This is a genomic window from Chryseobacterium turcicum, assembly GCF_021010565.1.
Taxonomy (GTDB): domain Bacteria; phylum Bacteroidota; class Bacteroidia; order Flavobacteriales; family Weeksellaceae; genus Chryseobacterium; species Chryseobacterium turcicum.
The window spans coordinates 360,947-381,731 of the sequence record NZ_JAJNAY010000001.1 but is presented as its reverse complement, the minus strand read 5'-3'; the positions used below and the strand labels follow the sequence as shown (position 1 = coordinate 381,731).

Below are 20,785 nucleotides of genomic sequence, written 5' to 3'. Positions count from 1 at the left end.
ATAAATTATTTTGGCTCCCACAGTTCAACTTTGTTTCCTTCCAAATCAAGGATATGAACGAATTTTCCAAAATCATACACGGCAATTTCATCAAGAATTGTCACTTGCTCTTTTTTTAATTCTTCAACTAAAGCTTCTAAATTTTCAACGGTATAATTAATCATAAATTCCCTTTTAGAAGGCTCAAAATACTCCGTTGTTTCTTTGGTTGGGCTCCAGGTAAGAGAACCTTTTGCATCAGAATCAGACATTTCTTTCCAGTCAAATGTTGCTCCATAATCATTCGTATTGATTCCGAGGTGGGTTTTGTACCATTCTCTCATTTTAATCGGGTCTTTGCATTTGAAGAAAATCCCTCCAATTCCTGTTACTCTTTTCATTGTATCGTTTTAGTTTATGTAAATGCAGTTTTTTTAACCACAAAAGTCACAAAAGAAATATTTATAGTTTAGACGCATCGTTTTTAAAGTTCACATGATAGAAAATCAAAGATTTTTAATCTATCAATCAAAACCCATCAACAATTTAATTGATTATGCTTTTAAAGCGGCAATTTCGTCTCTTAGTTTAGCTGCTTTTATAAAATCAAGGCTTTTTGCAGCACCTTCCATTTCTTTTTGCTTTTGGGCAATCATTTTTTCAATGTCTTCAGTAGCATACGTTGCTTTTACTTCGGCAACCTTCTGCGTAATCTCTTTCTGAGTATATTTTTCATCAGGGAAATCTTTACTTCTTCCCACAAGGTTTTCAGAGATTTTTTTATTTAATGCTGTCGGAACTTTTCCATGTTCTTCATTATACTGTATCTGTTTTGCACGGCGATATTCGGTTTCATCTAAAGCAGCCTGCATCGATTTGGTAATTTTATCGGCATACATAATGGCTCTACCATTAACATTTCTCGCAGCACGGCCCACAGTTTGAATCATAGACCTTCGGCTTCTCAACATCCCTTCTTTATCAGCATCTAAAATCGCAACCAAAGAAACTTCCGGTAAATCAAGACCTTCTCTTAATAAATTGACTCCAATTAAGACATCAAAAACACCGAGACGTAAATCCTGCATAATTTGAATACGTTCTAAAGTTTCAACATCAGAGTGAATATATCTCGTTCTAATCCCGAATTTTGTGAAATATTTGGTCAATTCTTCAGCCATTTTCTTGGTTAAAGTAGTTACTAAAACCCTTTCATCGATTTCAGCACGTTTATTTATCTCTTCCATCAAATCATCAATTTGATTTAAAGAGGGTCTTACTTCAATAATTGGGTCTAAAAGCCCTGTCGGACGAATAATCTGCTCCACATATTCACCACCGGTTTTCTCCAACTCATAATCTGCAGGAGTTGCCGAAACATAGATAACCTGATTTTGAATGGCTTCAAATTCTTCAAACTTCAACGGTCGGTTATCCATCGCTGCAGGAAGTCGGAAACCATATTCTACTAAAGCTTCTTTACGACTTCTGTCACCGCCATACATCGCATGAACCTGTGGAACGGTAACGTGACTTTCATCAATCACCATTAAGAAATCTTTTGGAAAATAATCTAAAAGACAGAAAGGGCGCGACCCAGGAAGCCTTCCGTCGAGGTAACGCGAATAATTTTCAATTCCTGAGCAATAACCCAATTCTTTAATCATCTCAAGGTCTAATTCTGTTCTTTCCTGCAGTCTTTTTGATTCTAAAGGTTTTCCGATTTCTGAGAAGAAGTCGACCTGTTTTACCATGTCATCCTGTATATTTTTTATCGCACCATTCAGTGTTTCTTTTGTGGTTACGAAAAGATTGGCCGGATAAATCTGAATTTGGTCAAAATTAGAGGTTACATTCCCCGAAACAGGGTCAAAACTTTGGATTTTCTCAATTTCATCTCCAAAAAACTGAATTCTTATTCCATTATCAGCATAGGCTGGAAACACATCAATTACATCTCCTTTCACACGAAACGTTCCTCTCTGAAAGTCAGCCAACGTTCTAGAGTACAACGCATTAACTAGAGAATGAAGCAATGCTGTACGCGTTGTTTTTTCACCAATCTCAAGAGAAATTAATGATTTATGAAATTCAGCAGGATTTCCAACACCATAAATACATGATACTGAGGCAACAATCAAAATATCTCTTCTTCCTGAAAGCAAACTTGCAATCGCAGAAAGACGTAATTTTTCTACCTCTTCGTTGATGCTTAAGTCTTTTTCTATATACGTTCCTGAGCTTGCAATATAAGCTTCAGGTTGATAGTAATCATAGTAACTCACAAAATACTCAACCGCATTTTCAGGATAGAATTCTTTAAATTCCATAAAAAGCTGCGCTGCTAAAGTTTTGTTGTGCGCCAAAACCAACGTTGGTTTCTGTACGTTATTCACAACATTGGCAACAGTAAATGTTTTCCCGGAACCCGTTACCCCAAGCAAAGTTTGATATTTTTCGCCGATTTCTATTCCGGCAGTCAATTTCTCAATGGCTTTGGGCTGATCTCCTGTAGGTTGATATTCTGATTGAAGTTTGAATTGCATAGAACAAATTTAGGAAATAAAAAAATGCGAAGATGAAGAGTAAGGTCATAAAATTATGAATTTTGGATTGAAGGAGTTTATAAAAAAACCGTAAAGTATTATACTTTACGGTTGATAATAGCACTCGATTTGCGATTCTATATGTTTATTGTGTTTATTTGTTCGCAGCAAATTGCATTGCTAATGGAAGTTTATATTGGTATCTTACTGGTTCTCCATCTTTTTTTGCGGGAACCCAAGTCACATTTTCATTAAGCAATTTGGCAACCCTTACTGCTTCATTGTTAAATTTTTCATTTTGTCCTATTGCATTTATATTAATTGCTTTCCCGTTTTCATCTATTGTCATGAAAATATCTGTCCTAATTAATTCACTATTCCCTTGTAAAGAGCTTGTATCAAAATTGTAAGACAATTTTTTTCTTAATTCATTAATCCCTCCGGGAAACTCTGCAGGTGTAACATTTGCAGCTATTCCTTCCGCAGTAGTAGAAATATCTTGTGCTATTTTTTTCTCTGATATATCTGAAACACTTTTTAGATCTGTAAGTTTTGCTTCCTTATTTTTTGGAGGTGAAATTGTATCTCTTAATGCTAAAGTTACCTCTTGTCCTTTGAATCCCATTACATTTTTGCCTTTCTGTTCAAAGAAAACGAGAGCCGTTTCATCCTTTTGTTTATCTGTCAGTTTTTTATAAAGCTGGGAAAGCTTTTCTCTATCAACTACAGTTACTTTTCTTTCAAATTTAGCATACTCATGGTTGTCTAAAAATGTAGAATACTTTTTAATAATTTGATTATATTCAACGATAGGAGCATCAGAAATAAGCTGAGAAACACCATCATTTTCCTGTTGTGATTTCACTTCGTGTAAATCGATGGTTTTAATCGTTTTTTCAGCAAACATAAATCCCGCAATAGCCAATACAGGGATTGTCAGCAGCATTTTTGTTTTTGCAAATTTTGAATTTTTCTTTGTCATCATAATAAATCTTTTTTTGGTATTGTTAAAATTAAAAGTCTGAATCAGTGCAAGATTTTGCTGTTTTAAAACTTCGCTTAAAATCAATTCCTGATAATCTTTAATGTTTTTATTGGTGTTGATTACTCCCTTGTCAGCAAGAAACTCGTGATTGGTCGTTATTGCTTTTTGATAGAAATAAACGAAGGGATTAAACCATGAAATAATCTTTAAAATTTCCACGAAAATAATATCCAAACTATGCTTTTCCTTTACATGAATTTCCTCGTGCAGAAAAATACTTTCGTCAATAATTTCATCTTTAAAATACTCTTTAGAAACATAAATTGTATTGAAAAAGCTGAAAGGTGCATTTTTCTTCAGCAATAATTTAATATTTCGGTTTCTGTACTTCAATTTCTGTCCTTTAATATTTTTGATTTTTAAAAGGGAAAAAAGAAATTTTAAAAGGAAAATTAAACTTACAATTCCGTAAACGACAAGTACTAATTGTGTATAATCAAAACTTTCCTGAGCATTTGGCATAGCAATATAATCTACGTTTTGCTGCGCTTTTTCAGAAATAAATACAGTCTGTTTTTTTATTAATTTTGTTTGAGTTTCAATGGTAACAAAAGGAATGGTATATGAGAAAATCAAAGCAAAAATCAGATAGAATCGGTTAAAAACAAATGTTTTTTCTTTTGCTAAAAACAAATGATACAAACCGAGCAAAACTCCCGAGCACAGAATTATTTTTAAAATAATTGTTTCCATGACTATTTTTTTATCTGCTCATCGATAATATCCCGAAGTTCTTTCAATTGCTTTTGCGACAGCTTAGAGTTGGAAGTAAAAAATGAAGCAAATTGGGTTACCGAGCTGTTGAAAAAACGGTCAATCATAGAAGTCATTTCATCATTGAAATATGCTCCTTTTGCCACTTTCGGGAAGTATTCTCTCGAATTCCCAAAAAGTGTAAACCCTACCAAATTTTTATTCTGCATTCTTTTAAGGAGGGTTGCAACGGTAGTAGTTGCCGGTTTAGGATCAGGATATGACTCTAAAATGTCCTTCAAAAATGCTTTTTCTTTTTCCCAAAGAATATCCATCAATATTTTTTCGGAGTTTGTCAGTTTTATCTCATCCATATTCTACAAGATTAAATTCTATTCTACAAATGTAGAACAAAATTTTAATTGCGCAATTTTTTGTGGCATTATTTTTCCTTTCACTTTAGAAACCAATCTAAATTTAATTATGAAAAAACTGCTCTCCCCCATTTTATTAGCATCAACCATCACGATTGTTTCTTGTCAGGGAAAAGGTAAACCAAGCGAACCTTCAGCAAAAGAAGAAAAACCTAATACCAATTACAAACCCGCTTTTGAAGGTCAAACCCGCATTGCCCCAGTAAAAAACACAACTCCTTATAATGTAGAAGTTCTCACTAAAGACTTAGGCAGACCTTGGGGAATTATCAACTTACCAGACGGAAGATTTTTAATTACCGAAAAAACAGGGTTTATGAATATGGTCTCTACTGATGGAAAACAAATTTCTAAAATTGAAGGCTTCCCTAAAGTAGATGCAAAAGGCCAAGGCGGAATGCTTGATGTGGCTCTCGATCCAGATTTTAAAAACAATAATACAATTTACTATTCTTATTCTGAACCTTATGAAGGCGGAAATCATACTGCCGTTGCAAAAGGTAAACTTTCATCTGATTTTAAAAATATTTCTGATGTAAAAGTAATTTTCCGTGCAACTCCAACTTATGATGGTGACAAACATTACGGAAGCCGATTGGTTTTTGATAAAGACGGACATCTTTTTGTAAGCACAGGTGAACGTTCAGATAAAGAAACTCGAGTTTATGCCCAGAAAACCGATAATTATTTAGGAAAAATTTTAAAAATAACGAAAGACGGGAAACCTGCTCCGGGAAATCCATTCATTGGAAAACCTGGTTATAAGCCAGAAATTTATGCGTTCGGAATCAGGAGTCCGCAAGGTTTGGCTTTGGATGAAAAAGGTCAGCTTTGGGATATTGAAATGGGACCACGAGGTGGAGATGAAATTAATTTAATACAACCCGGAAAAAATTATGGTTGGGGTAATGTAACCTATGGAATTGAATATTCTGGAGAGAAAATCAATAACGGAACGACCCAAAAAGAAGGCACCGAACAACCTGTTTATTATTGGGATCCCGTAGTTTCGCCAAGCGGAGTCACTTTCTATACCGGAAATATTGAGGAATGGAAAAATAATTTATTCATTGCATGCCTGAGCGGACAACATATCAACCGAATTGTTTTGAAAGACAATAAAGTCGTTGGCGAAGAACGTTTGCTTTTAGATCAAAAAGAAAGATTCAGAGATGTTTTGAACGGTGCTGACGGAAATCTTTACGGAGTTACCGACAGCGGAAAATTGTATAAAATCTCTAAGAAATAAATTTAAAGAGAGAGAGAGTCCTGAAGGGACGATTTAACAAAGGATAGGATAAAATCCTATCAAAAAGACATTATCAAACATAATTCGGGCGCAAAACCAAAGATTTTACGCCCGAATTTGTATCAATTATTTTAATCAATTTAAGCTTCCTCTAAATGAACCGTGAAGTGTCTTAAAATTTCAGGCTCCCAAGTAATATTGTAACCTTTTGAGATTTCTTCTCTTCTTTCGTAAACATTTTTCACTGCTGCTGCAATATAATCCATGTGATTATTGGTATAGGTTCTTCTAGGAATTGCCAAACGAACTAATTCTAATTTCGGATAACGGTTTTCTCTGGTTGCAGGATCTCTGTCTGCCAATAAAGTTCCGATTTCTACTGTTCTGATTCCCGCCTCTTTGTAAATTTCCAAACCTAACGTCTGCGCAGGATATTCTGCACGAGAAACATTCGGTAAGAAGTTTAATGAATCGATGAAAACAGCATGTCCGCCGATTGGTTTCTGTACAGGAATTCCGTATTCAATAAGCTTATTTCCAAGATATTCTACCTGAGAAATTCTGCTTTCCAAATAAGCAAATTCTGTTGCTTCATTAAGACCAACTGCCAAAGCTGCCATGTCTCTTCCAGCCATTCCACCATAGGTGATGAAACCTTCATAGATAATCGTAAAATTTGAAGCTTTTCTGAAAACTTCTTCATTATTTAAAGCAATAAATCCTCCGATGTTTACCAAACCATCTTTTTTAGAACTCATCGTCATCCCTTCTCCGTAAGAGAACATTTCTTTGCAAATGTCTTTGATGCTTCTATTTTCCTGACCAGCTTCTCTTTTTTTGATGAAGTAAGCATTTTCAGCAAATCTTGCAGAATCAAAAAATACAGGAATTCCGTATTGGTCTGAAAGTGCTTTTACCGCTTTCATATTTTCAAGAGAAACAGGTTGTCCTCCTGATGAATTACATGTAATGGTCACCAAACAGAACGGAATTTGCTCTTTTGGATGAGATTTGTAAACTTCTTCTAACTTTTCAAGGTTAATATTTCCTTTAAAAGGATGAAGATCATTAATATCAAAAGCCTCATCAATGGTACAGTCGATTGCGTGGGCTTTTCTGATTTCGATATGCCCTTTTGTCGTATCAAAATGAGAGTTTCCGGGAACGACATCCCCATCTTTTACCAAAACCGAAAACAAAACATTTTCTGCAGCTCTACCTTGGTGAGTTGGCAATAAATATTTAAAACCTGTAATTTTTTGTACCGTGTTGTGCAATTCTTCAAACGAACGAGAACCTGCATAACTTTCGTCTCCAGTCATCAAAGCTCCCCATTGTCTGTCAGACATTGCTCCGGTTCCTGAATCTGTTAAAAGATCAATATAAACCTGTGAAGATTTTAGATTAAATAAATTAAATTTAGCTTCTTTCAGCCATTCTTCTCTTTCTTCTCTCGTAGATTGACGGATTTCTTCCACCATTTTAATACGAAACGGTTCTGCATAGGGTAATTCCATGTGATATATTTTTAAAGTTTTTATTTTAACGAAAAATTGGTTTGAAATAAATTTCAAAGCATCAGATGTATTTTAAAAACTGCATTTAAACATTAAAAAAATTTAAAGATTTAAGACTTATAAAGAAAACACAAAAACGGTTCTATAAATCTCTAGGCTTAAATTTTCTTATTAAGCGTCTCAAAATTAAATGCTTAAAAACAGGTGTAAAGCGAGTAAAAAGAAATTTACTCAGGAGCTTTAAATATATTTTCATCTGAATGAAAACCTGCCACACCGCCGCTTACTGCAAATTTCATAGCAGTAGCTGCAGACATTCCTACAACAGGTTTGATATTTTTTTCTTCGGTGACAATCACCCAGCCAGAAATAGCGTAAGAATGTGGAAGATAAACGGCAACAAAATTGTCTTTGTGTACATCTGCCATATCTTTTTGAGTAAGAAATCCTATCCTCCAGATTTCTGGATTTTCGTTGGTTTTTACCCAAACAGGATCGCTAAATTTTTTCTTATCGCCGACAAATGAAGACATTACATCTTTTGTTGGCGAATAAATATGTTTAATACCTGGAGTTTTTTCTAAAATTCTATCCACAGCATCTACAAAGAATCTTCCGACTACAAATTTGTTTCCTAAATACCCCAACAAAGCAGTAATCAACAAAGTAGAAACGAAAACCAACCCCGGAATTTCTTTTGCAACCGACGGAATAATGTTGTCAATCGACGTTATCACATACCAAATTACGAAAATGGTCAATCCGATAGGGCCAATAATCAACAATCCCTGAAAGAAGTTTTTCAGAAAAAAATTAGTCAGTTTTTCAAAAGTCGTTTTTTTCAATTTGCTTTTATCCGTGTATCGTTTCTTTGTTTCCGTAAGATTTTATAATGCTCGCTTCATATTCCAGCCATTCTTCCCATCGTTTATTTACTTGTTCTGGCTCACCAAGTTCTCTTGCAAAACCGATAAATGTGGTATAATGATTGGCTTCAGAAATCATTAATTCTTTATAGAAGGTTTTTAGCTCTTCGTCTTTAATGTTTTCTGTTAAAACTTTAAATCTTTCACAGCTTCTGGCTTCAATCATTGCTGCAAAAAGCATTTTATCGACAATTAAAGTATCTCTATGCCCTCCTTTTTGGATAAAATTGACCAATTCGTTAACGTAATCGTCTTTTCTTGTACGTCCAAAAGTATAGCCTCGTTTTGTGATGATTTCAAGAACCTGCCCAAAATGTTCAAGTTCCTCCTGTGCAATTGCCAAAAGTTCCTTCACGATATCTGGACGTTCGGGAAGCATGGTAATCAATCCGATGGCATTGGTAGCAGCTTTTTGCTCGCACCACGCATGGTCGGTTAAAATTTCTTGAATGTTATCCTCTGCAATATTTGCCCACCTTGGATCGGTAGGAAGTTTCAACTTAAACATAGTTTAAAAATTTCTGTAAATTTAAAATAAATTGCAATAAGAATTATCCTTTTGTTTCAAATTCCGTAGTAAATTTAGTTTTGTGAAGCGGTTTTCTTTCTTAAAAATTCTAAAACCTTCCATCCAAAAACATCAAATTTCTTCAAACCTGTTGCGATAACAAACGCTAAAATGACATTAATAACATAAATAATAACCATTAAAGCCCACCAAGGCATCAATTCTTTCATCGGAACGACAAGGAAATAAACCAATGACGAGCTGATTCCCTGTCCGAAATAAAAGAAAATGGCGTTTTTACCAATATACGTAATAAAACTCTCTTTGGTAATCTTTAATCTGTTGTATAAAACAAACAAAGTCGTCAATGAGAACAACGTCCAGATAATATAAGGTATTTGCGGTGGAAATTTTTTCTTGTTGATTTTAAAAAATATTTCGTCCCCAAAATACCAAAACATCCAAGCCAAAGCCGCAGCCACCAATCCGTAAAGAACAGGAATCATTTTCGTAGGAATTTTTTTGCCTCTCATTCTGTTTCCGACAAGGAAAACCATCATATAAAAAGCAACATACCCAACTTGTCCGCTTGGATAAATGTCTGGGAAAATATTAAATAATAAAGTTAGCGCGACACAAAGTCCGATAAACCAATTAACATGTTTCGGAAAGAATTTTAAAATTAAAACTCCAAAAACCGTTAAAATAAAATAGACTTTAAGATACCAAAAACTTCCCATTACAACAGGAAAAGTATCTGCATTACGATACTCATGAAGATACCAATTTCCTAAATTCTGCCATTGAGGAGCTGTAGAAATACTCGTTGCCGAATATTTTGACCCAAATGTTGAATAGAAACTTTGCAGCCATTCTAGTGAGAAAAAGGTGAGCCCGAATATTTTAAAGAAATAATCTAAAAAGAACAGCAACGTCACAAAAATCATATACGTAATCTGTAGTTTTAATAGTCTGTAAAACGTTTTCTCTATATTATTTCCTGAGGTGATTCCACTTAAAGCATAAAAAATTGCGACATCAAAAACCAACGAAAACACACGAATTTCCGGAATAATGTAAAACTGCCCCGACCAAAATGCGGTGTGAATAAATATAATGGAAAGTGTGGCTAAACCTTTCGCAAAATCAATATAGAGGTCTCTGTTCATATTATTGAGGTAAGTCTTTTGTTACTTTTTCTAAGGTATCATAATTGAAGAAATATAGACTTCCTTCCCAAGTTGGCTTTGCTTTTTTCTCAATTCTACGCAATTCGTTTTCAAAAAGCCTGTGATATCTTACAGAATACCAAGAATTGTAAAAGTCATTATCAATTGAATAGAGTTGTTCTTTAAAAACCTCAGAGCGCTGTCCTGTTGTTTTATAAAGATGTGCATAGCCTTCCATCACAAGGAAAAGTTTGTAGTTATTTTCTTTGGCAAATCTTTCATAATTTGACATCGGAAGACAATATTGAGATGTGCAACCATTTGAGAAAATGTAAACCAAAGATTTTGGGTATTTTTTTAACTCTTCTTTAAGCTGGCTTCCATTTATTTTGTAAACGTTCTTTGTATTTGTGTCATCAAAATTTTTGAGAGAAACGACACTAGATTTCTCTTCATCAGAAAGTTTTTTATAATCATTAGTTACCCCATAAACAGTACATGATGCAAGTGATAGACACAGTAGAATGCTTAAAATTATTTTCATTGAAAGTTTTTTCCAAAAGTACAAATAAAACAGAAGTAATTTAATTTCTATATTTGGAGAAATAATCACAACAGTATGAAATTAAATTTCAGCCTCATTTTGGCTTTTCTTACCTTCCTAAATCTATCTGCACAGGGAAACCGTTTCACTTACGAATATCAGTTTAGAATTGATTCCACAAAAACTGACAGCCTAAAAAAAGAATTTACAAACCTTGACATTTTTCCGACCAAATCTTATTTTTATGGACAGGCAAAATTTGCGAGTGATTCGATTATGAACAATTCGATTATTCAACAAAGAAAATCTACCCCCAACAGCATCAGCTATTCTTCTACCACAGACGAATGGAATATTTCTTATTTAATAGAAAAGTCATATCCCAGTTTTAAAACAACATGGCTTACAAATATTGAGGAGACCAATATGATTGTTGAGGAAACTCCAGTTTTAAAATGGCAGATTCTTCCGGAGACACAAAAAATAGAAAATTATAACTGCCAGAAAGCGACTGCAAATTTTGGAGGAAGAATTTGGGAAGCCTGGTTTTCTAAAGACTTGCCATTCCCTGATGGTCCGTATAAATTTCATGGGTTGCCTGGCTTAATTGTAAAACTGGAAGACAAAACGAAATCACATCAGTTTTTATTAAAAGGAAGTAAAAAACTGAAAGCAGATGATCATTCTTGGGAGTACATTTCAGCATTAGAAAAAGAAGCTAAAAATGAGTTTCAAGGAGTAAAAGTAAGCCCGGCTCAATATAAAAAGCTATTTATGGCGTATAAAAATGACCCTGCAAAAGATATTAAGCTTGATTTGGCTAATCCTAATAATTCGATGACAGTAACGACAGAATCAGGTACAAAATTAGCCAGCAATGCAGAAATCATCAAGTACTTTGAAGAATCTTTAGCCCAAAAGTATAAAACCATAAACAACCAGTTGGAATTAAATTTACACAGAAAGTAGAAAATTTCTCAAAATCACATTGTTACTAATAAAATAATCAGTACATTTGCACCTCGAATTAACTAAAAATTTATAGACAATGTTTGCAATTGTAGAAATAGCAGGGCTTCAATATAAAGTTGAGCAAGACCAGAAGTTGTTTGTGAACCGTTTGAAAGGAGATAAAGGAGGAAAAGTATCTTTCGATAAAATCTTACTTACTGTAAACGGAGCAATCACGGTAGGCGCCCCAGCTGTAAGCGGTATCACTGTAGAAGCAGAGATCCTTGAACACGTAAAAGCTGATAAAGTAATCATCTTCAAAAAGAAAAGAAGAAAAGGTTATGAAGTAAAGAACGGTCACAGACAATCTTTAACTCAGATCAAAATTACTGGAATTACAGGATTTGACGCAAAAAAAGCAGAGAAGCCTGCTAAAAAAACAACTAAAAAAGCTGACGCTGAAAGCGCAGAATAATTGTTTAACCAAAAAACCTTAAAATAAAATGGCACATAAGAAAGGAGTTGGTAGTTCCAAAAACGGTAGAGAATCTCATTCTAAAAGATTAGGTGTGAAGATTTTCGGTGGACAAGACGCTATTGCTGGTAACATTATTATCAGACAAAGAGGTACTCAACATCACCCAGGTGAAAATGTTGGTATGGGTAAAGATCACACTTTGCACGCTCTTGTTGACGGTAAAGTAGTTTTCAGAAAGAAAGCAAACAACAGATCATACGTATCTATTGAACCAAACGCATAATTAAATTAGCGTTTTATAAAATAAAATCCTCAGCATTTTTGTTGAGGATTTTTGTATTTAATATCAAATTGTTAAAATCAATAAAAATATTTCCCCTTTTATAGAAATTTTATATATTTGTTGCAATCACACACAAATTGCGATAGCCGAAAAGCATATAGAGTAGGCAACAAATTAAAACAAAATTCTATGAAAAATTTGAAAAAACTAACAAAAAAAGAGTTGAAGCACATTTCAGGAGGACTGCTAAAATGTCCGATTCCAGCTGATTGGTGTTCCGAGTGGTGCACATGGACAGCATGGCAAAAGCAAAATTGTATGAATTCTGTTCTTGATACGCCTTGTGATTGTTAAAAAAATAACTTATTTCTTAAGCTTCAGTTATCTACTGAAGCTTTATCATTTTTTAGATATAAATTTTTCTAAAACCCAAATTGAAAACCAGCCTTAATTCCAAATTTGGAAACATCTGGTCGGTCAAGATAATTTCCTCTCCAGTTAAAATCTACACGGAAAATTCTGATGTTTCCGAAACCTATATTTTCAATACCAAATCCGTATTCATAATACACTTGCTGATCGGGAGCAGAATATTTTAGATTATCAACGTTAATATTTTTCGAAGCATCACTCAAAGATCCGTAAGCCCCTCTAATGAATGCAACTTCCCTTAACTTCAATTTCTTAATCAAAGGAATATAAGAAAGTATTTTCCCATTAAAATGATGCTCTATGTGGAGCGTAGAATAGGTATCTGCAACGAATTCATAATAATTTAATTGAGCAAACGTATTTGGAACTAAACCATAAGACTGATTTCCAGGAATTATGTTTTGTAAAGCTAAAGGAACCGTATCAAAGTTTTTACCCGCTTCAAAATTTAGCAATGTTTTTCCCCAACTTCCCAAAAGAATGGGTTTATAAAACATAAACTGCAGTTTATTATAATTAAAGTCAGCATTAAACAAACCTTCAATCCCTCTTGTATATTTTAAAACAATGGTCGGAGCCAAAGTTCCATGCTCGTATCGGTCAACTCCGGTTTGAGAAAAAGTAGCTCCCGGTCTTGCAATCAAACTAATGGTAACATGAGAATCATTTGTCGTTTTTCTTAAATCACCATTTCTGAAATACATCAAGCTAAAACCTGAAGGATTAGCAGATTTAATACTTTGCATTGTTCCATCAATTCTTACCTGAAAGTTTTTCCAAGGTTCAATAGAAGTAAAAACACTGGTTTGGTTTACTGAACTTAGAGATGCGTTTTCTCCTCTCGCAAAAACCGTTGAAGAAGCAAATGAGCGCGAAAGAATACCGTCTTCCGTTGTCAATTGTACACCCAGCTGCGTAATATCTCTTTTTGTTCCAGCACCCACCATAAAACGATTGACTCTATTAAACATATATCGACCTTCTACGCCATACTTGAATTGCTGGTCTTTAAAACCATATGCATTGTAAAATTCTATTCTCCAAGGGTCATTTTGCCCAAAATATGACCTTGCGCCTAATCTAATCCTGTCACCTTCCACTTCATTCTTTCCGTAGATTGATGTGATCGGACCCAAATCGATGCCTTTAGTTACATTATAATATCGAGATGCTAATGTTTCGGTAAGCTTAAGGATCCTGTTAAATTTTGGAGTCTGCTGTAGCCTATCAAGCATTTCATAAACGCCTTTTTCTTCTTTAGACAAAGAGTCTGGTCTTGCGCCTACCCAAAAATCATCATCCTTATCAACAAATCGGTCATCATATTCTTCTTTTTTTCTTGTGAAAACAGCATCTGCTAAAGGTTTATTAAAATCATAGTCAGAATAGTCTACAGACCGTTTAGCAATAACACTTTTTGCACTTTTCTTTTTCGAAAAAGGAGTCATTTCTATCTCTGTGACATATTTTTTAGGTAAAAATGTTTCATCATCAGGATTATCATACACCAATTCTGTAGAAATAGAATTGATAAAGTTGACATTGATTTTATTGGTAGACTTTAAAGTAGCCTCTAAAACCGCATAAGAATCGGTGTCGATATAAAGATATCCCTGAAAAGCTAAAACCTCAGTTCTCCTAGGCTGATAGCGTATTTTATAAGCTCGTTCACCACGAATGGAGACCGTATCCGTCAAATTATAATCATACGTACTAAAACCATCAGTTCCGACCGGGCTTGGAAAGCCGATATCGAAGTAATTTAAAGTATTATCATAAATATTGATGTCACGGTAAAGATTTTTAGCCGTAATAGAAATAACCTGATTATCCTGAAAACCTGAAGTTTTCTGAGCTACTAAGAGTTTTTTGTTTTTTTTACTCGGTCTATTCTCTCCAAAGTGATTGTAAATAGATTCATTTAAGAAAATAGGAAGCGCCATCTTTCCTCTTGCAGTAGAATCTGCATAATCAAAAATAAAATCTAATTTATTGAAGATTTTCTTATGCATAAATGCGCTGTCGAGATTATTGGCATCAAACTGAATTTTTTCGTATTCTTTATACGTGTAAGTATCAAATTTATCAAGACCATTATTTCTTTTGCGCTTCCAGACTTCCTGCATAATACGATATGCCGGATTTTCTTTTTTATTTTTAAATTTCGTTTTCTCGTTATGAATAACAACCTCTTCAATACTGCTTACTTTCTCTGAAGAGAGTGTAACAATAAGATTCGTGCTTTTATCGGGAGTGATTTCTACACTTTCCAAAGCATAGTTTTTTTTCTGAAACTTAAGTTTGTAAATAAGACCGTCAGACTGTACAGTGAAGCTCCCTGAAGTCGTTGTAAGAACAGGTGTATTGCTGTCATTGATAAAGACATCAACCGCATTGATTTCTTTGTTAGTCTTAGCATCTACAATCTTTCCGCTTGCTGTATTTTGAGCATGAAAAAGACTGGTTATAAAAAGGGATATGTATAAAAAACCGTATTTAAATTGATTGGTTGACATCATGAGTATCTTCGAGCAATGGTTTAAACAAAAACTATGCTGTTTTATTATTAAAATTAAAAGTTTTTTAAAGACTCTTGTGTTTATCTGTAAAACTGCAAATGTAACGAAAAAAAGCTATGAATATTACGCCCTGAGAAAGCTTAAGCCTGATATTTGATAAAAACCAGAACTTATATAATAGGAAGATCTAAAATCAAAAAAGACCTACAGTAATGTAAGTCTTTTTTGCTCCTCCTCTTGGGCTCGAACCAAGGACCCTCTGATTAACAGTCAGATGCTCTAACCAACTGAGCTAAGGAGGAATGTTCCTCTTTTAAGGTGCTGCAAAGATAATATGAAAAATAATATCAAGCAAATATTTTTTTACCAAAATCACCTGAAAAGTGCTATCAGATTATATTTCAGCAATTTAAATTTTAAAATAATTTGAAACATAAAAGTATTAAAATCAAAAAAGACCTACAGTAATGTAAGTCTTTTTTGCTCCTCCTCTTGGGCTCGAACCAAGGACCCTCTGATTAACAGTCAGAATCTTTTAATTATTTTTATTTTCTTTTATTGTTTAATCGTCCTATACATAAGGCTTTGCGGATATTTTTCTTATTGTTGTTTGCTATTATTTATTGTTAATTGCATAAATATGTTGTAATTTTGTTGTAAATAGTTCCTGAATGAACAAAGATTTTACAATAAATTATTATTTCGACAAGCGTTTTTCCAACAAAGAAGGTAAGAATAATATCCGATTATCAGTGTATAATCGGAACATTGAGCAAGCTTCTAAACGTCGAAAAATGTACACTTCGCCATTTTGGTTCTCGGAATCAGAATGGAACGAAATAATAAATTTCACCGAAATAAAAGCCGGAAAGAAATCAAAGGAATATTTATTATCTGAAAGTAAAATATTACCTATTAGAAAATCGATGGATGTATTCATGGACCAGACCACCGCAAAAGCGGAAAGCCTTGAAATATTTTCATTTGATAATTTCGAGAAGCTTTTATTTAAAGTGAATAATACTGAAGGAAATTTAATAACAGATTTCTATGAGCGTGCAATAGAGGAATTCAACCAAAATGATCAGGTCGGAACCGCCTCGAATTATGATAGTAGTTTAAAATCTCTGTTACTTTTCCGAGAACATAAAAAATACAATTCAGATTTCACATTTTCGGAAGTAGATCCGGACTGGCTAAGTAATTATGAGAAATGGATGTTTAAGAATGAGAAATCAAACGCTACTGTCGGAATCTATTTGAGACCTCTGAGAGCCTTGTTTAATATGGCCGTGGGTAAAAGTATTATTTCAGTAAGACAGTACCCATTTCACAACCGAGACAATAAAGACGGGTATAAAATACCTGCATCCAAAAAAGTAAAGAAGGCTTTAAATGCTGATGATCTTAAAAAATTATTCCATGCTGCAGATTTAACCAATGAGGAAGAAAAGGCGAGGGATTTCTTTTTCTTCTCCTACTTATCCAATGGAATGAACATAAAGGATATTGCATTGCTGAGGTGGTCAAATATTTCCGCAAATGAATTTTCCTTTGTCCGGGCTAAAACAGCAAAAACCACCAAGAGCAATCAAAGTGCAATCGTAGTTCCTACAATCGATTTTCATAATATTATTTTTGAGAAGTACGGAACAACCAGAATAAAGACAGATTATGTATTTCCTATAATCCAGAAGGGAATGAGCGCAATCGATGTTAAAAAGAGCATTAACGCCTTTACTCGGTTTATTAATCAGCATATCAAAAAAGTTGCTGAAAGAAATAATATTACGTCCGAAATATCCACCTATTGGGCGCGGCATTCCTTCGCAACTCAATTAATGAATAGTAATACATCAACTGAATTTATTAAGCAGGCTTTAGGACATAATAATTTATCGACCACAAATAATTACTTAAATGCATTCTCAAGTGAAATTAAAGAAGAAAAAATAAATAGCTTATTTAAGAACTTAGAACTGTAATTATAAATGAACTTTTTGAACTTTTGACCTTTGTATTGCTTAATAAGTTAATTTTCAGTGTATTAAATAAATTTAAAGAGTTCAAAATTGGCTCAAAAGGTTCATTTTATAGAAATACTAAAAGGTACTTAAAAGAACATTGTGTAATAAAAGACGCTTTAAAAACAGTTTTATGTAAAAACAACGGCAAATAAATGTTAAAATGCGTTGCGGTGTTTGTTCTTTTATAATACATTTGCTATTAACAATTTAAGACAAGTTACTTAAAGTGTTACTTTAAATAAAAAATCCCGAACTGATTCCGGGACTTTTCCAATTTGATTGGTAGTTTTTTGCTTCGCAGGCGTTAAAAACATTCTTCAAAATTAGGAAAAGTTTTTGGAATTGAAACAATTACGGGTATAACATTAACTGTAAAATTCTAAAAATGAGTACAATCACATTTGAGCAGCTCCCTAAAAAGGTTGAGAACATTGAGGACAAAATCGATGCATTAACTGCATTAGTTGCAAAACTACTTCCAAACCAAACAAAAAAACGCTTGACATTGTCAGAAGCTTGCGATTATTTAGGATACGCAAAAAGCACTGTTTACACTAAGGTGAGTTCTAAGGAAATTCCATTTACTAAGATCGGTAAGAAACTCTATTTTGATTCTGAAGAACTTGAGAAATGGATTAGTGATGGAAAATAAAAAAGCCCCACACCACCACAGTATAGAGCAAGTCAAGAAGAACAGTAAAGATACATATTTTCAAGACGAAAAGCAACGTTTTTTAAAATTCCTTGAACGTAATACCGCTACTTGCTCCATGGCTTCAAAAGCTACTGGAATTCCTCACAAAAACCTATGCAGATATAAGCAAATGTTATTTGACGAGGGGTTGATTGTAGAGTTATTCAAAACAAAATGCCGAGTAACCGGAAGACCTGCCAATTATTTGACAGCAAATCCCGGATTCATTGCAACTTTAAAAAATCGCACTCATGCTGGACATCGTCAACCTAATACAACCGAAGAAGGAAGCAATTAAAGAAGGACTTTCCTTTCCTCTGGAAATTTACCCGGAACTTATTCAGAATTACATTAATGAAATGGAGATTGGGCTTGGTTATCCTTCGGATTATACATCTGCCGCAATTCTCTACGCTTTATCAATCGCAATTGGTAACACTCGAAGAATAGAACTTAAACAAGATTTTACATCAGGTGCAAATATTTTTCTGATCACTATTGGAAGACCAGGAGCGAATAAATCAAGACCATTCAAAAAAGTTCTTTCTCCAATTTCAGATATCGACTATAAAAATTACATGGAGTATAAAAAGGAGCTGTTATACTATGAAACCGAAAAGGCAAAATCTAATGAAGATCGAGATCCTGATTTAAAAAAGCCGGAGTGTATAAATTACCTATTAAATGATTTTACAACGGAGGTTTTAGCGCATCAGCTTTCTATCAATAAAAGAGGTCTTGGGGTTTTCGTTGATGAAATTCTGGGATGGTTGAAAAACATAAACAGATATTCGAGTGGAAGCAGCGAGGAAATGTATTTGTCTTTGTGGTCAGGTATGGATCTGAAGGTGAACAGAATGTCAAAGGAACAATTGAACGTAAAAAATCCATTTGCGAGCATTGCCGGAACTATTCAGCCAATGAAACTTAAAAACGCTTTTAAAGGCAAGGAAGAAAACGGATTAACAGACAGAATTTTATTTATCTATCCGGAAGAAATAAAGGCGAACACATGGAATGAGGAAAATATTGATATTTCGTTACATGATGATTGGTGTAATATGCTTGGTGATTTGTACAGAAAATTAGATTTCGGAATTGACAGATTTGGAGGAAATGAACCTCAGCTCGTGAAAATGTCAACCGATGCCAGAAAAAGAGTTATTCAATGGCAGAATGATAACGAAAGTAAATTGATAAATGACGATGAAGAATCTCAAAGTATCGGTGCAAAAATGCAGGATTATTTATTGAGGTTCTGTTTGATTCTTCATGTTTCCGAGTGGATAAATGGCAATGCAGATGAATTTCTAATGAGTTTAGATACTGCAGAAAAAGCAATCAAATTAACGGAATATTTCACCGCTCAAGCTTTGAAGGTTCGTGATCTTATTTATTCCAATACAGACAGCCTCAGCAGCTTGAGTAAAGACAAGCAAGACCTTTACAACGAGTTACCTTCACCGTTTCAATTGTCTGATGGGATTTTGCATGCTGAAAAGAAAGGGATTTCCAAATCCACCGCAAAAAGATTCTTTAATAGTGAGAAGTATTTTTCTAAAATGTCACATGGAATTTATCAAAAAGTCCTGAACTAATGGAAACTAATTTCGCACGAAATAGAACCCAACTTGCAAAACTTTGTCCGTGTGGGAAAAATAATAGAGATGGGAAATTTGCACCGAGCAAGGAAAATCCGGAAAAAGGTTATTGTCACTCCTGCACAAAATGGTTTGATAGTGAAAGTAAAGAGATTGTAAAGCAGGAAACGCAGGTTTTAAAGCCTATCGATTATCATCCGTCCAATTTGGTTGGAAAATCATTTAAGAACGAAAATAACAAGTTCCTAAAGTTTTTAAAATCAAAATTCGATTCTAAGAAAGTTGATGAGGTTTTCAATTTATACAAGGTCGGAAGCTCAAGACATTGGGAAGGCGCAACGGTATTCTGGCAAATTGATAATTTGGATCGTCCGAGATATGGTAAAATAATGCTATACAATGAGGAAACGGGAAAACGTATACAGGAACCGTTTCCGCATTTTACAAATATTCACACCGTTTTAAAATTAAAGGATTTTAATCACAAACAATGCCTTTTTGGGCTTCATTTATTACCATCTAATAAAAAGCCTATTGCAATAGTTGAGAGCGAAAAAACGGCTATTATAATGAGTTTGGTTGATGAATCTTACTTATGGCTCGCAGTCGGTGGAAAGGGGAATTTCAAATATGAAGTATTGGAGCCGTTGACCGGAAAAGAAGTTTTTGCGTTTCCTGATGTTGGGGAAACTATTTGGAATGAAATTTCAAACCGCTTGAATGATACCGGATTTAATATTACTGTTTCTGATGCGCTTGAAAATAAAAAATTTCCTAAAGGTTATGATCTGGCAGATGTAGTCTTGCAGCAGCTCGCAGAAAGTCCGAAAGAAGTAATTGAACCAGAACCCAAAACGGGAATTCCTGCAACGGAAGAAAAGCAAACAAAAAAAGAAATTGATTTTGCTTCACTAAATGGTGGAAAAGTAGATAATCAACAAGTTAATGAATTAGAAAGATTAAAAGGAGGTTTGCAAATCGATTCCTCTGAATTATCACAATTAGCAAAACAGATCATTCCAGAAAATGACAGCAGAACACAAAGAGAATTATTGATTTCCTTAAATGAAATCAAAGGCATAAGTGGCAGTGACGGAAAAGATTTACTTCTGATAATGCAGATGAAGCAAATAATTGACTATTCAAAAGCAGGATATTATTTCCTTGCTGATTCAACACCATATTAATTT

The 20,785-nt window shown here is 34.0% G+C and carries 20 protein-coding genes and 1 tRNA gene; 10 read left to right on the top strand and 11 right to left on the bottom strand.

From position 1 onward, the window contains the following. Nucleotides 1–5: 5 nt before the first annotated feature. The 4 genes from LO744_RS01880 to LO744_RS01865 form a co-directional block, all read right to left on the bottom strand. Nucleotides 6–380 carry a VOC family protein gene (locus LO744_RS01880; protein ID WP_230666820.1) on the bottom strand — a complete coding sequence of 125 codons (375 nt, stop codon included), beginning with the start codon at nt 378–380 and terminating at the stop codon, nt 6–8. 153 nt (nt 381–533) lie between these two features. Then, a complete protein-coding gene (uvrB, locus tag LO744_RS01875; protein WP_230666818.1) occupies nt 534–2,525 on the bottom strand; it encodes an excinuclease ABC subunit UvrB in 1,992 nt (663 codons plus the stop codon). A 154-nt stretch (nt 2,526–2,679) separates the two neighbouring features. Next, nucleotides 2,680–4,263: a M56 family metallopeptidase gene (locus tag LO744_RS01870; RefSeq protein ID WP_230666816.1), complete on the bottom strand. Its 1,584-nt coding sequence runs from the start codon at nt 4,261–4,263 to the stop codon at nt 2,680–2,682. A 2-nt stretch (nt 4,264–4,265) separates the two neighbouring features. After that, entirely contained in the window at nt 4,266–4,637 is a 372-nt protein-coding gene (locus tag LO744_RS01865; RefSeq protein WP_230666814.1) for a BlaI/MecI/CopY family transcriptional regulator, read from the bottom strand. A gap of 109 nt (nt 4,638–4,746) precedes the next feature. Here LO744_RS01865 and LO744_RS01860 point away from each other — a divergent pair, with 109 nt between their 5' ends. Then, nucleotides 4,747–5,946 (top strand): PQQ-dependent sugar dehydrogenase, encoded by a 1,200-nt coding sequence (locus LO744_RS01860; protein WP_230666812.1) that lies wholly within the window; start codon nt 4,747–4,749, stop codon nt 5,944–5,946. A 140-nt stretch (nt 5,947–6,086) separates the two neighbouring features. Here the strand turns inward: LO744_RS01860 and LO744_RS01855 are convergent, their stop codons facing one another. The 5 genes from LO744_RS01855 to LO744_RS01835 all read right to left on the bottom strand — a co-directional run bounded on the left by LO744_RS01855 (nt 6,087) and on the right by LO744_RS01835 (nt 10,610). Further along, nucleotides 6,087–7,463 (bottom strand): tryptophanase, encoded by a 1,377-nt coding sequence (locus LO744_RS01855; RefSeq protein WP_230666810.1) that lies wholly within the window; start codon nt 7,461–7,463, stop codon nt 6,087–6,089. A gap of 227 nt (nt 7,464–7,690) precedes the next feature. Further along, a complete protein-coding gene (locus LO744_RS01850; RefSeq protein WP_230666808.1) occupies nt 7,691–8,308 on the bottom strand; it encodes a DUF502 domain-containing protein in 618 nt (205 codons plus the stop codon). 7 nt (nt 8,309–8,315) lie between these two features. Next, complete coding sequence (gene miaE, locus LO744_RS01845; protein ID WP_230666806.1) at nt 8,316–8,897, bottom strand: tRNA-(ms[2]io[6]A)-hydroxylase; 582 nt, start codon at nt 8,895–8,897, stop codon at nt 8,316–8,318. 74 nt (nt 8,898–8,971) lie between these two features. Beyond that, on the bottom strand, nt 8,972–10,066 hold the full coding sequence (locus tag LO744_RS01840; protein WP_230666803.1) for an acyltransferase family protein: 1,095 nt from the start codon (nt 10,064–10,066) through the stop codon (nt 8,972–8,974). A gap of 1 nt (nt 10,067) precedes the next feature. Then, nucleotides 10,068–10,610, bottom strand: a complete 543-nt coding sequence (locus tag LO744_RS01835; RefSeq protein ID WP_230666801.1) for a hypothetical protein — start codon at nt 10,608–10,610, stop codon at nt 10,068–10,070. 75 nt (nt 10,611–10,685) lie between these two features. Between LO744_RS01835 and LO744_RS01830 the strand changes: the two genes are divergently transcribed. The 4 genes from LO744_RS01830 (at nt 10,686) to LO744_RS20435 (ending at nt 12,676) form a co-directional block, all read left to right on the top strand. Next, a complete protein-coding gene (locus tag LO744_RS01830) occupies nt 10,686–11,579 on the top strand; it encodes a GLPGLI family protein (RefSeq protein WP_230666799.1) in 894 nt (297 codons plus the stop codon). Nucleotides 11,580–11,658: 79 nt separating this feature from the next. Continuing rightward, on the top strand, nt 11,659–12,036 hold the full coding sequence (gene rplU / locus LO744_RS01825; protein WP_230666797.1) for a 50S ribosomal protein L21: 378 nt from the start codon (nt 11,659–11,661) through the stop codon (nt 12,034–12,036). Nucleotides 12,037–12,064: 28 nt separating this feature from the next. Further along, complete coding sequence (gene rpmA / locus LO744_RS01820; protein ID WP_034677604.1) at nt 12,065–12,322, top strand: 50S ribosomal protein L27; 258 nt, start codon at nt 12,065–12,067, stop codon at nt 12,320–12,322. 189 nt (nt 12,323–12,511) lie between these two features. Then, a complete protein-coding gene (locus tag LO744_RS20435) occupies nt 12,512–12,676 on the top strand; it encodes a bacteriocin-like protein (protein ID WP_394799503.1) in 165 nt (54 codons plus the stop codon). 68 nt (nt 12,677–12,744) lie between these two features. On the opposite strand, the gene LO744_RS01815 is transcribed toward LO744_RS20435, so the two are convergent. Further along, nucleotides 12,745–15,270, bottom strand: a complete 2,526-nt coding sequence (locus tag LO744_RS01815) for a DUF5686 family protein (protein WP_230666795.1) — start codon at nt 15,268–15,270, stop codon at nt 12,745–12,747. 231 nt (nt 15,271–15,501) lie between these two features. Further along, nucleotides 15,502–15,575 (bottom strand) — tRNA-Asn (locus tag LO744_RS01810). Nucleotides 15,576–15,944: 369 nt separating this feature from the next. Here LO744_RS01810 and LO744_RS01805 point away from each other — a divergent pair. The 5 genes from LO744_RS01805 (at nt 15,945) to LO744_RS01785 (ending at nt 20,782) form a co-directional block, all read left to right on the top strand. Further along, nucleotides 15,945–17,258, top strand: coding sequence for a tyrosine-type recombinase/integrase (locus LO744_RS01805; RefSeq protein ID WP_230666793.1), 1,314 nt, complete (start codon nt 15,945–15,947; stop codon nt 17,256–17,258). A gap of 427 nt (nt 17,259–17,685) precedes the next feature. Continuing rightward, a complete protein-coding gene (locus tag LO744_RS01800; protein WP_230666791.1) occupies nt 17,686–17,952 on the top strand; it encodes a helix-turn-helix domain-containing protein in 267 nt (88 codons plus the stop codon). Further along, complete coding sequence (locus tag LO744_RS01795) at nt 17,942–18,292, top strand: hypothetical protein (protein ID WP_230666788.1); 351 nt, start codon at nt 17,942–17,944, stop codon at nt 18,290–18,292. The genes LO744_RS01800 and LO744_RS01795 overlap by 11 nt, the downstream gene beginning before the upstream one ends. Next, nucleotides 18,246–19,592: a DUF3987 domain-containing protein gene (locus tag LO744_RS01790; protein ID WP_230666786.1), complete on the top strand. Its 1,347-nt coding sequence runs from the start codon at nt 18,246–18,248 to the stop codon at nt 19,590–19,592. Before LO744_RS01795 ends, LO744_RS01790 begins: the two co-directional genes overlap by 47 nt. Then, a complete protein-coding gene (locus LO744_RS01785) occupies nt 19,592–20,782 on the top strand; it encodes a DUF6371 domain-containing protein (protein WP_230666784.1) in 1,191 nt (396 codons plus the stop codon). Before LO744_RS01790 ends, LO744_RS01785 begins: the two co-directional genes overlap by 1 nt. The last annotated feature ends 3 nt before the right edge of the window (nt 20,783–20,785 follow it).

What these genes read in the sequence shown, in the direction of transcription:
- LO744_RS01835 (WP_230666801.1), bottom strand. Translation starts at nt 10,610, where the DNA reads ATGAAAATAATTTTAAGCATTCTACTGTGTCTATCACTTGCATCATGT.
- LO744_RS01870 (WP_230666816.1), bottom strand. Translation starts at nt 4,263, where the DNA reads ATGGAAACAATTATTTTAAAAATAATTCTGTGCTCGGGAGTTTTGCTC.
- rplU (WP_230666797.1), top strand. Translation starts at nt 11,659, where the DNA reads ATGTTTGCAATTGTAGAAATAGCAGGGCTTCAATATAAAGTTGAGCAA.
- LO744_RS01790 (WP_230666786.1), top strand. Translation starts at nt 18,246, where the DNA reads ATGCTGGACATCGTCAACCTAATACAACCGAAGAAGGAAGCAATTAAA.
- LO744_RS01840 (WP_230666803.1), bottom strand. Translation starts at nt 10,066, where the DNA reads ATGAACAGAGACCTCTATATTGATTTTGCGAAAGGTTTAGCCACACTT.
- LO744_RS01830 (WP_230666799.1), top strand. Translation starts at nt 10,686, where the DNA reads ATGAAATTAAATTTCAGCCTCATTTTGGCTTTTCTTACCTTCCTAAAT.
- LO744_RS20435 (WP_394799503.1), top strand. Translation starts at nt 12,512, where the DNA reads ATGAAAAATTTGAAAAAACTAACAAAAAAAGAGTTGAAGCACATTTCA.
- LO744_RS01815 (WP_230666795.1), bottom strand. Translation starts at nt 15,270, where the DNA reads ATGTCAACCAATCAATTTAAATACGGTTTTTTATACATATCCCTTTTT.
- rpmA (WP_034677604.1), top strand. Translation starts at nt 12,065, where the DNA reads ATGGCACATAAGAAAGGAGTTGGTAGTTCCAAAAACGGTAGAGAATCT.
- LO744_RS01860 (WP_230666812.1), top strand. Translation starts at nt 4,747, where the DNA reads ATGAAAAAACTGCTCTCCCCCATTTTATTAGCATCAACCATCACGATT.
- LO744_RS01865 (WP_230666814.1), bottom strand. Translation starts at nt 4,637, where the DNA reads ATGGATGAGATAAAACTGACAAACTCCGAAAAAATATTGATGGATATT.
- LO744_RS01795 (WP_230666788.1), top strand. Translation starts at nt 17,942, where the DNA reads ATGGAAAATAAAAAAGCCCCACACCACCACAGTATAGAGCAAGTCAAG.
- miaE (WP_230666806.1), bottom strand. Translation starts at nt 8,897, where the DNA reads ATGTTTAAGTTGAAACTTCCTACCGATCCAAGGTGGGCAAATATTGCA.
- uvrB (WP_230666818.1), bottom strand. Translation starts at nt 2,525, where the DNA reads ATGCAATTCAAACTTCAATCAGAATATCAACCTACAGGAGATCAGCCC.
- LO744_RS01855 (WP_230666810.1), bottom strand. Translation starts at nt 7,463, where the DNA reads ATGGAATTACCCTATGCAGAACCGTTTCGTATTAAAATGGTGGAAGAA.
- LO744_RS01785 (WP_230666784.1), top strand. Translation starts at nt 19,592, where the DNA reads ATGGAAACTAATTTCGCACGAAATAGAACCCAACTTGCAAAACTTTGT.
- LO744_RS01800 (WP_230666791.1), top strand. Translation starts at nt 17,686, where the DNA reads ATGAGTACAATCACATTTGAGCAGCTCCCTAAAAAGGTTGAGAACATT.
- LO744_RS01880 (WP_230666820.1), bottom strand. Translation starts at nt 380, where the DNA reads ATGAAAAGAGTAACAGGAATTGGAGGGATTTTCTTCAAATGCAAAGAC.
- LO744_RS01805 (WP_230666793.1), top strand. Translation starts at nt 15,945, where the DNA reads ATGAACAAAGATTTTACAATAAATTATTATTTCGACAAGCGTTTTTCC.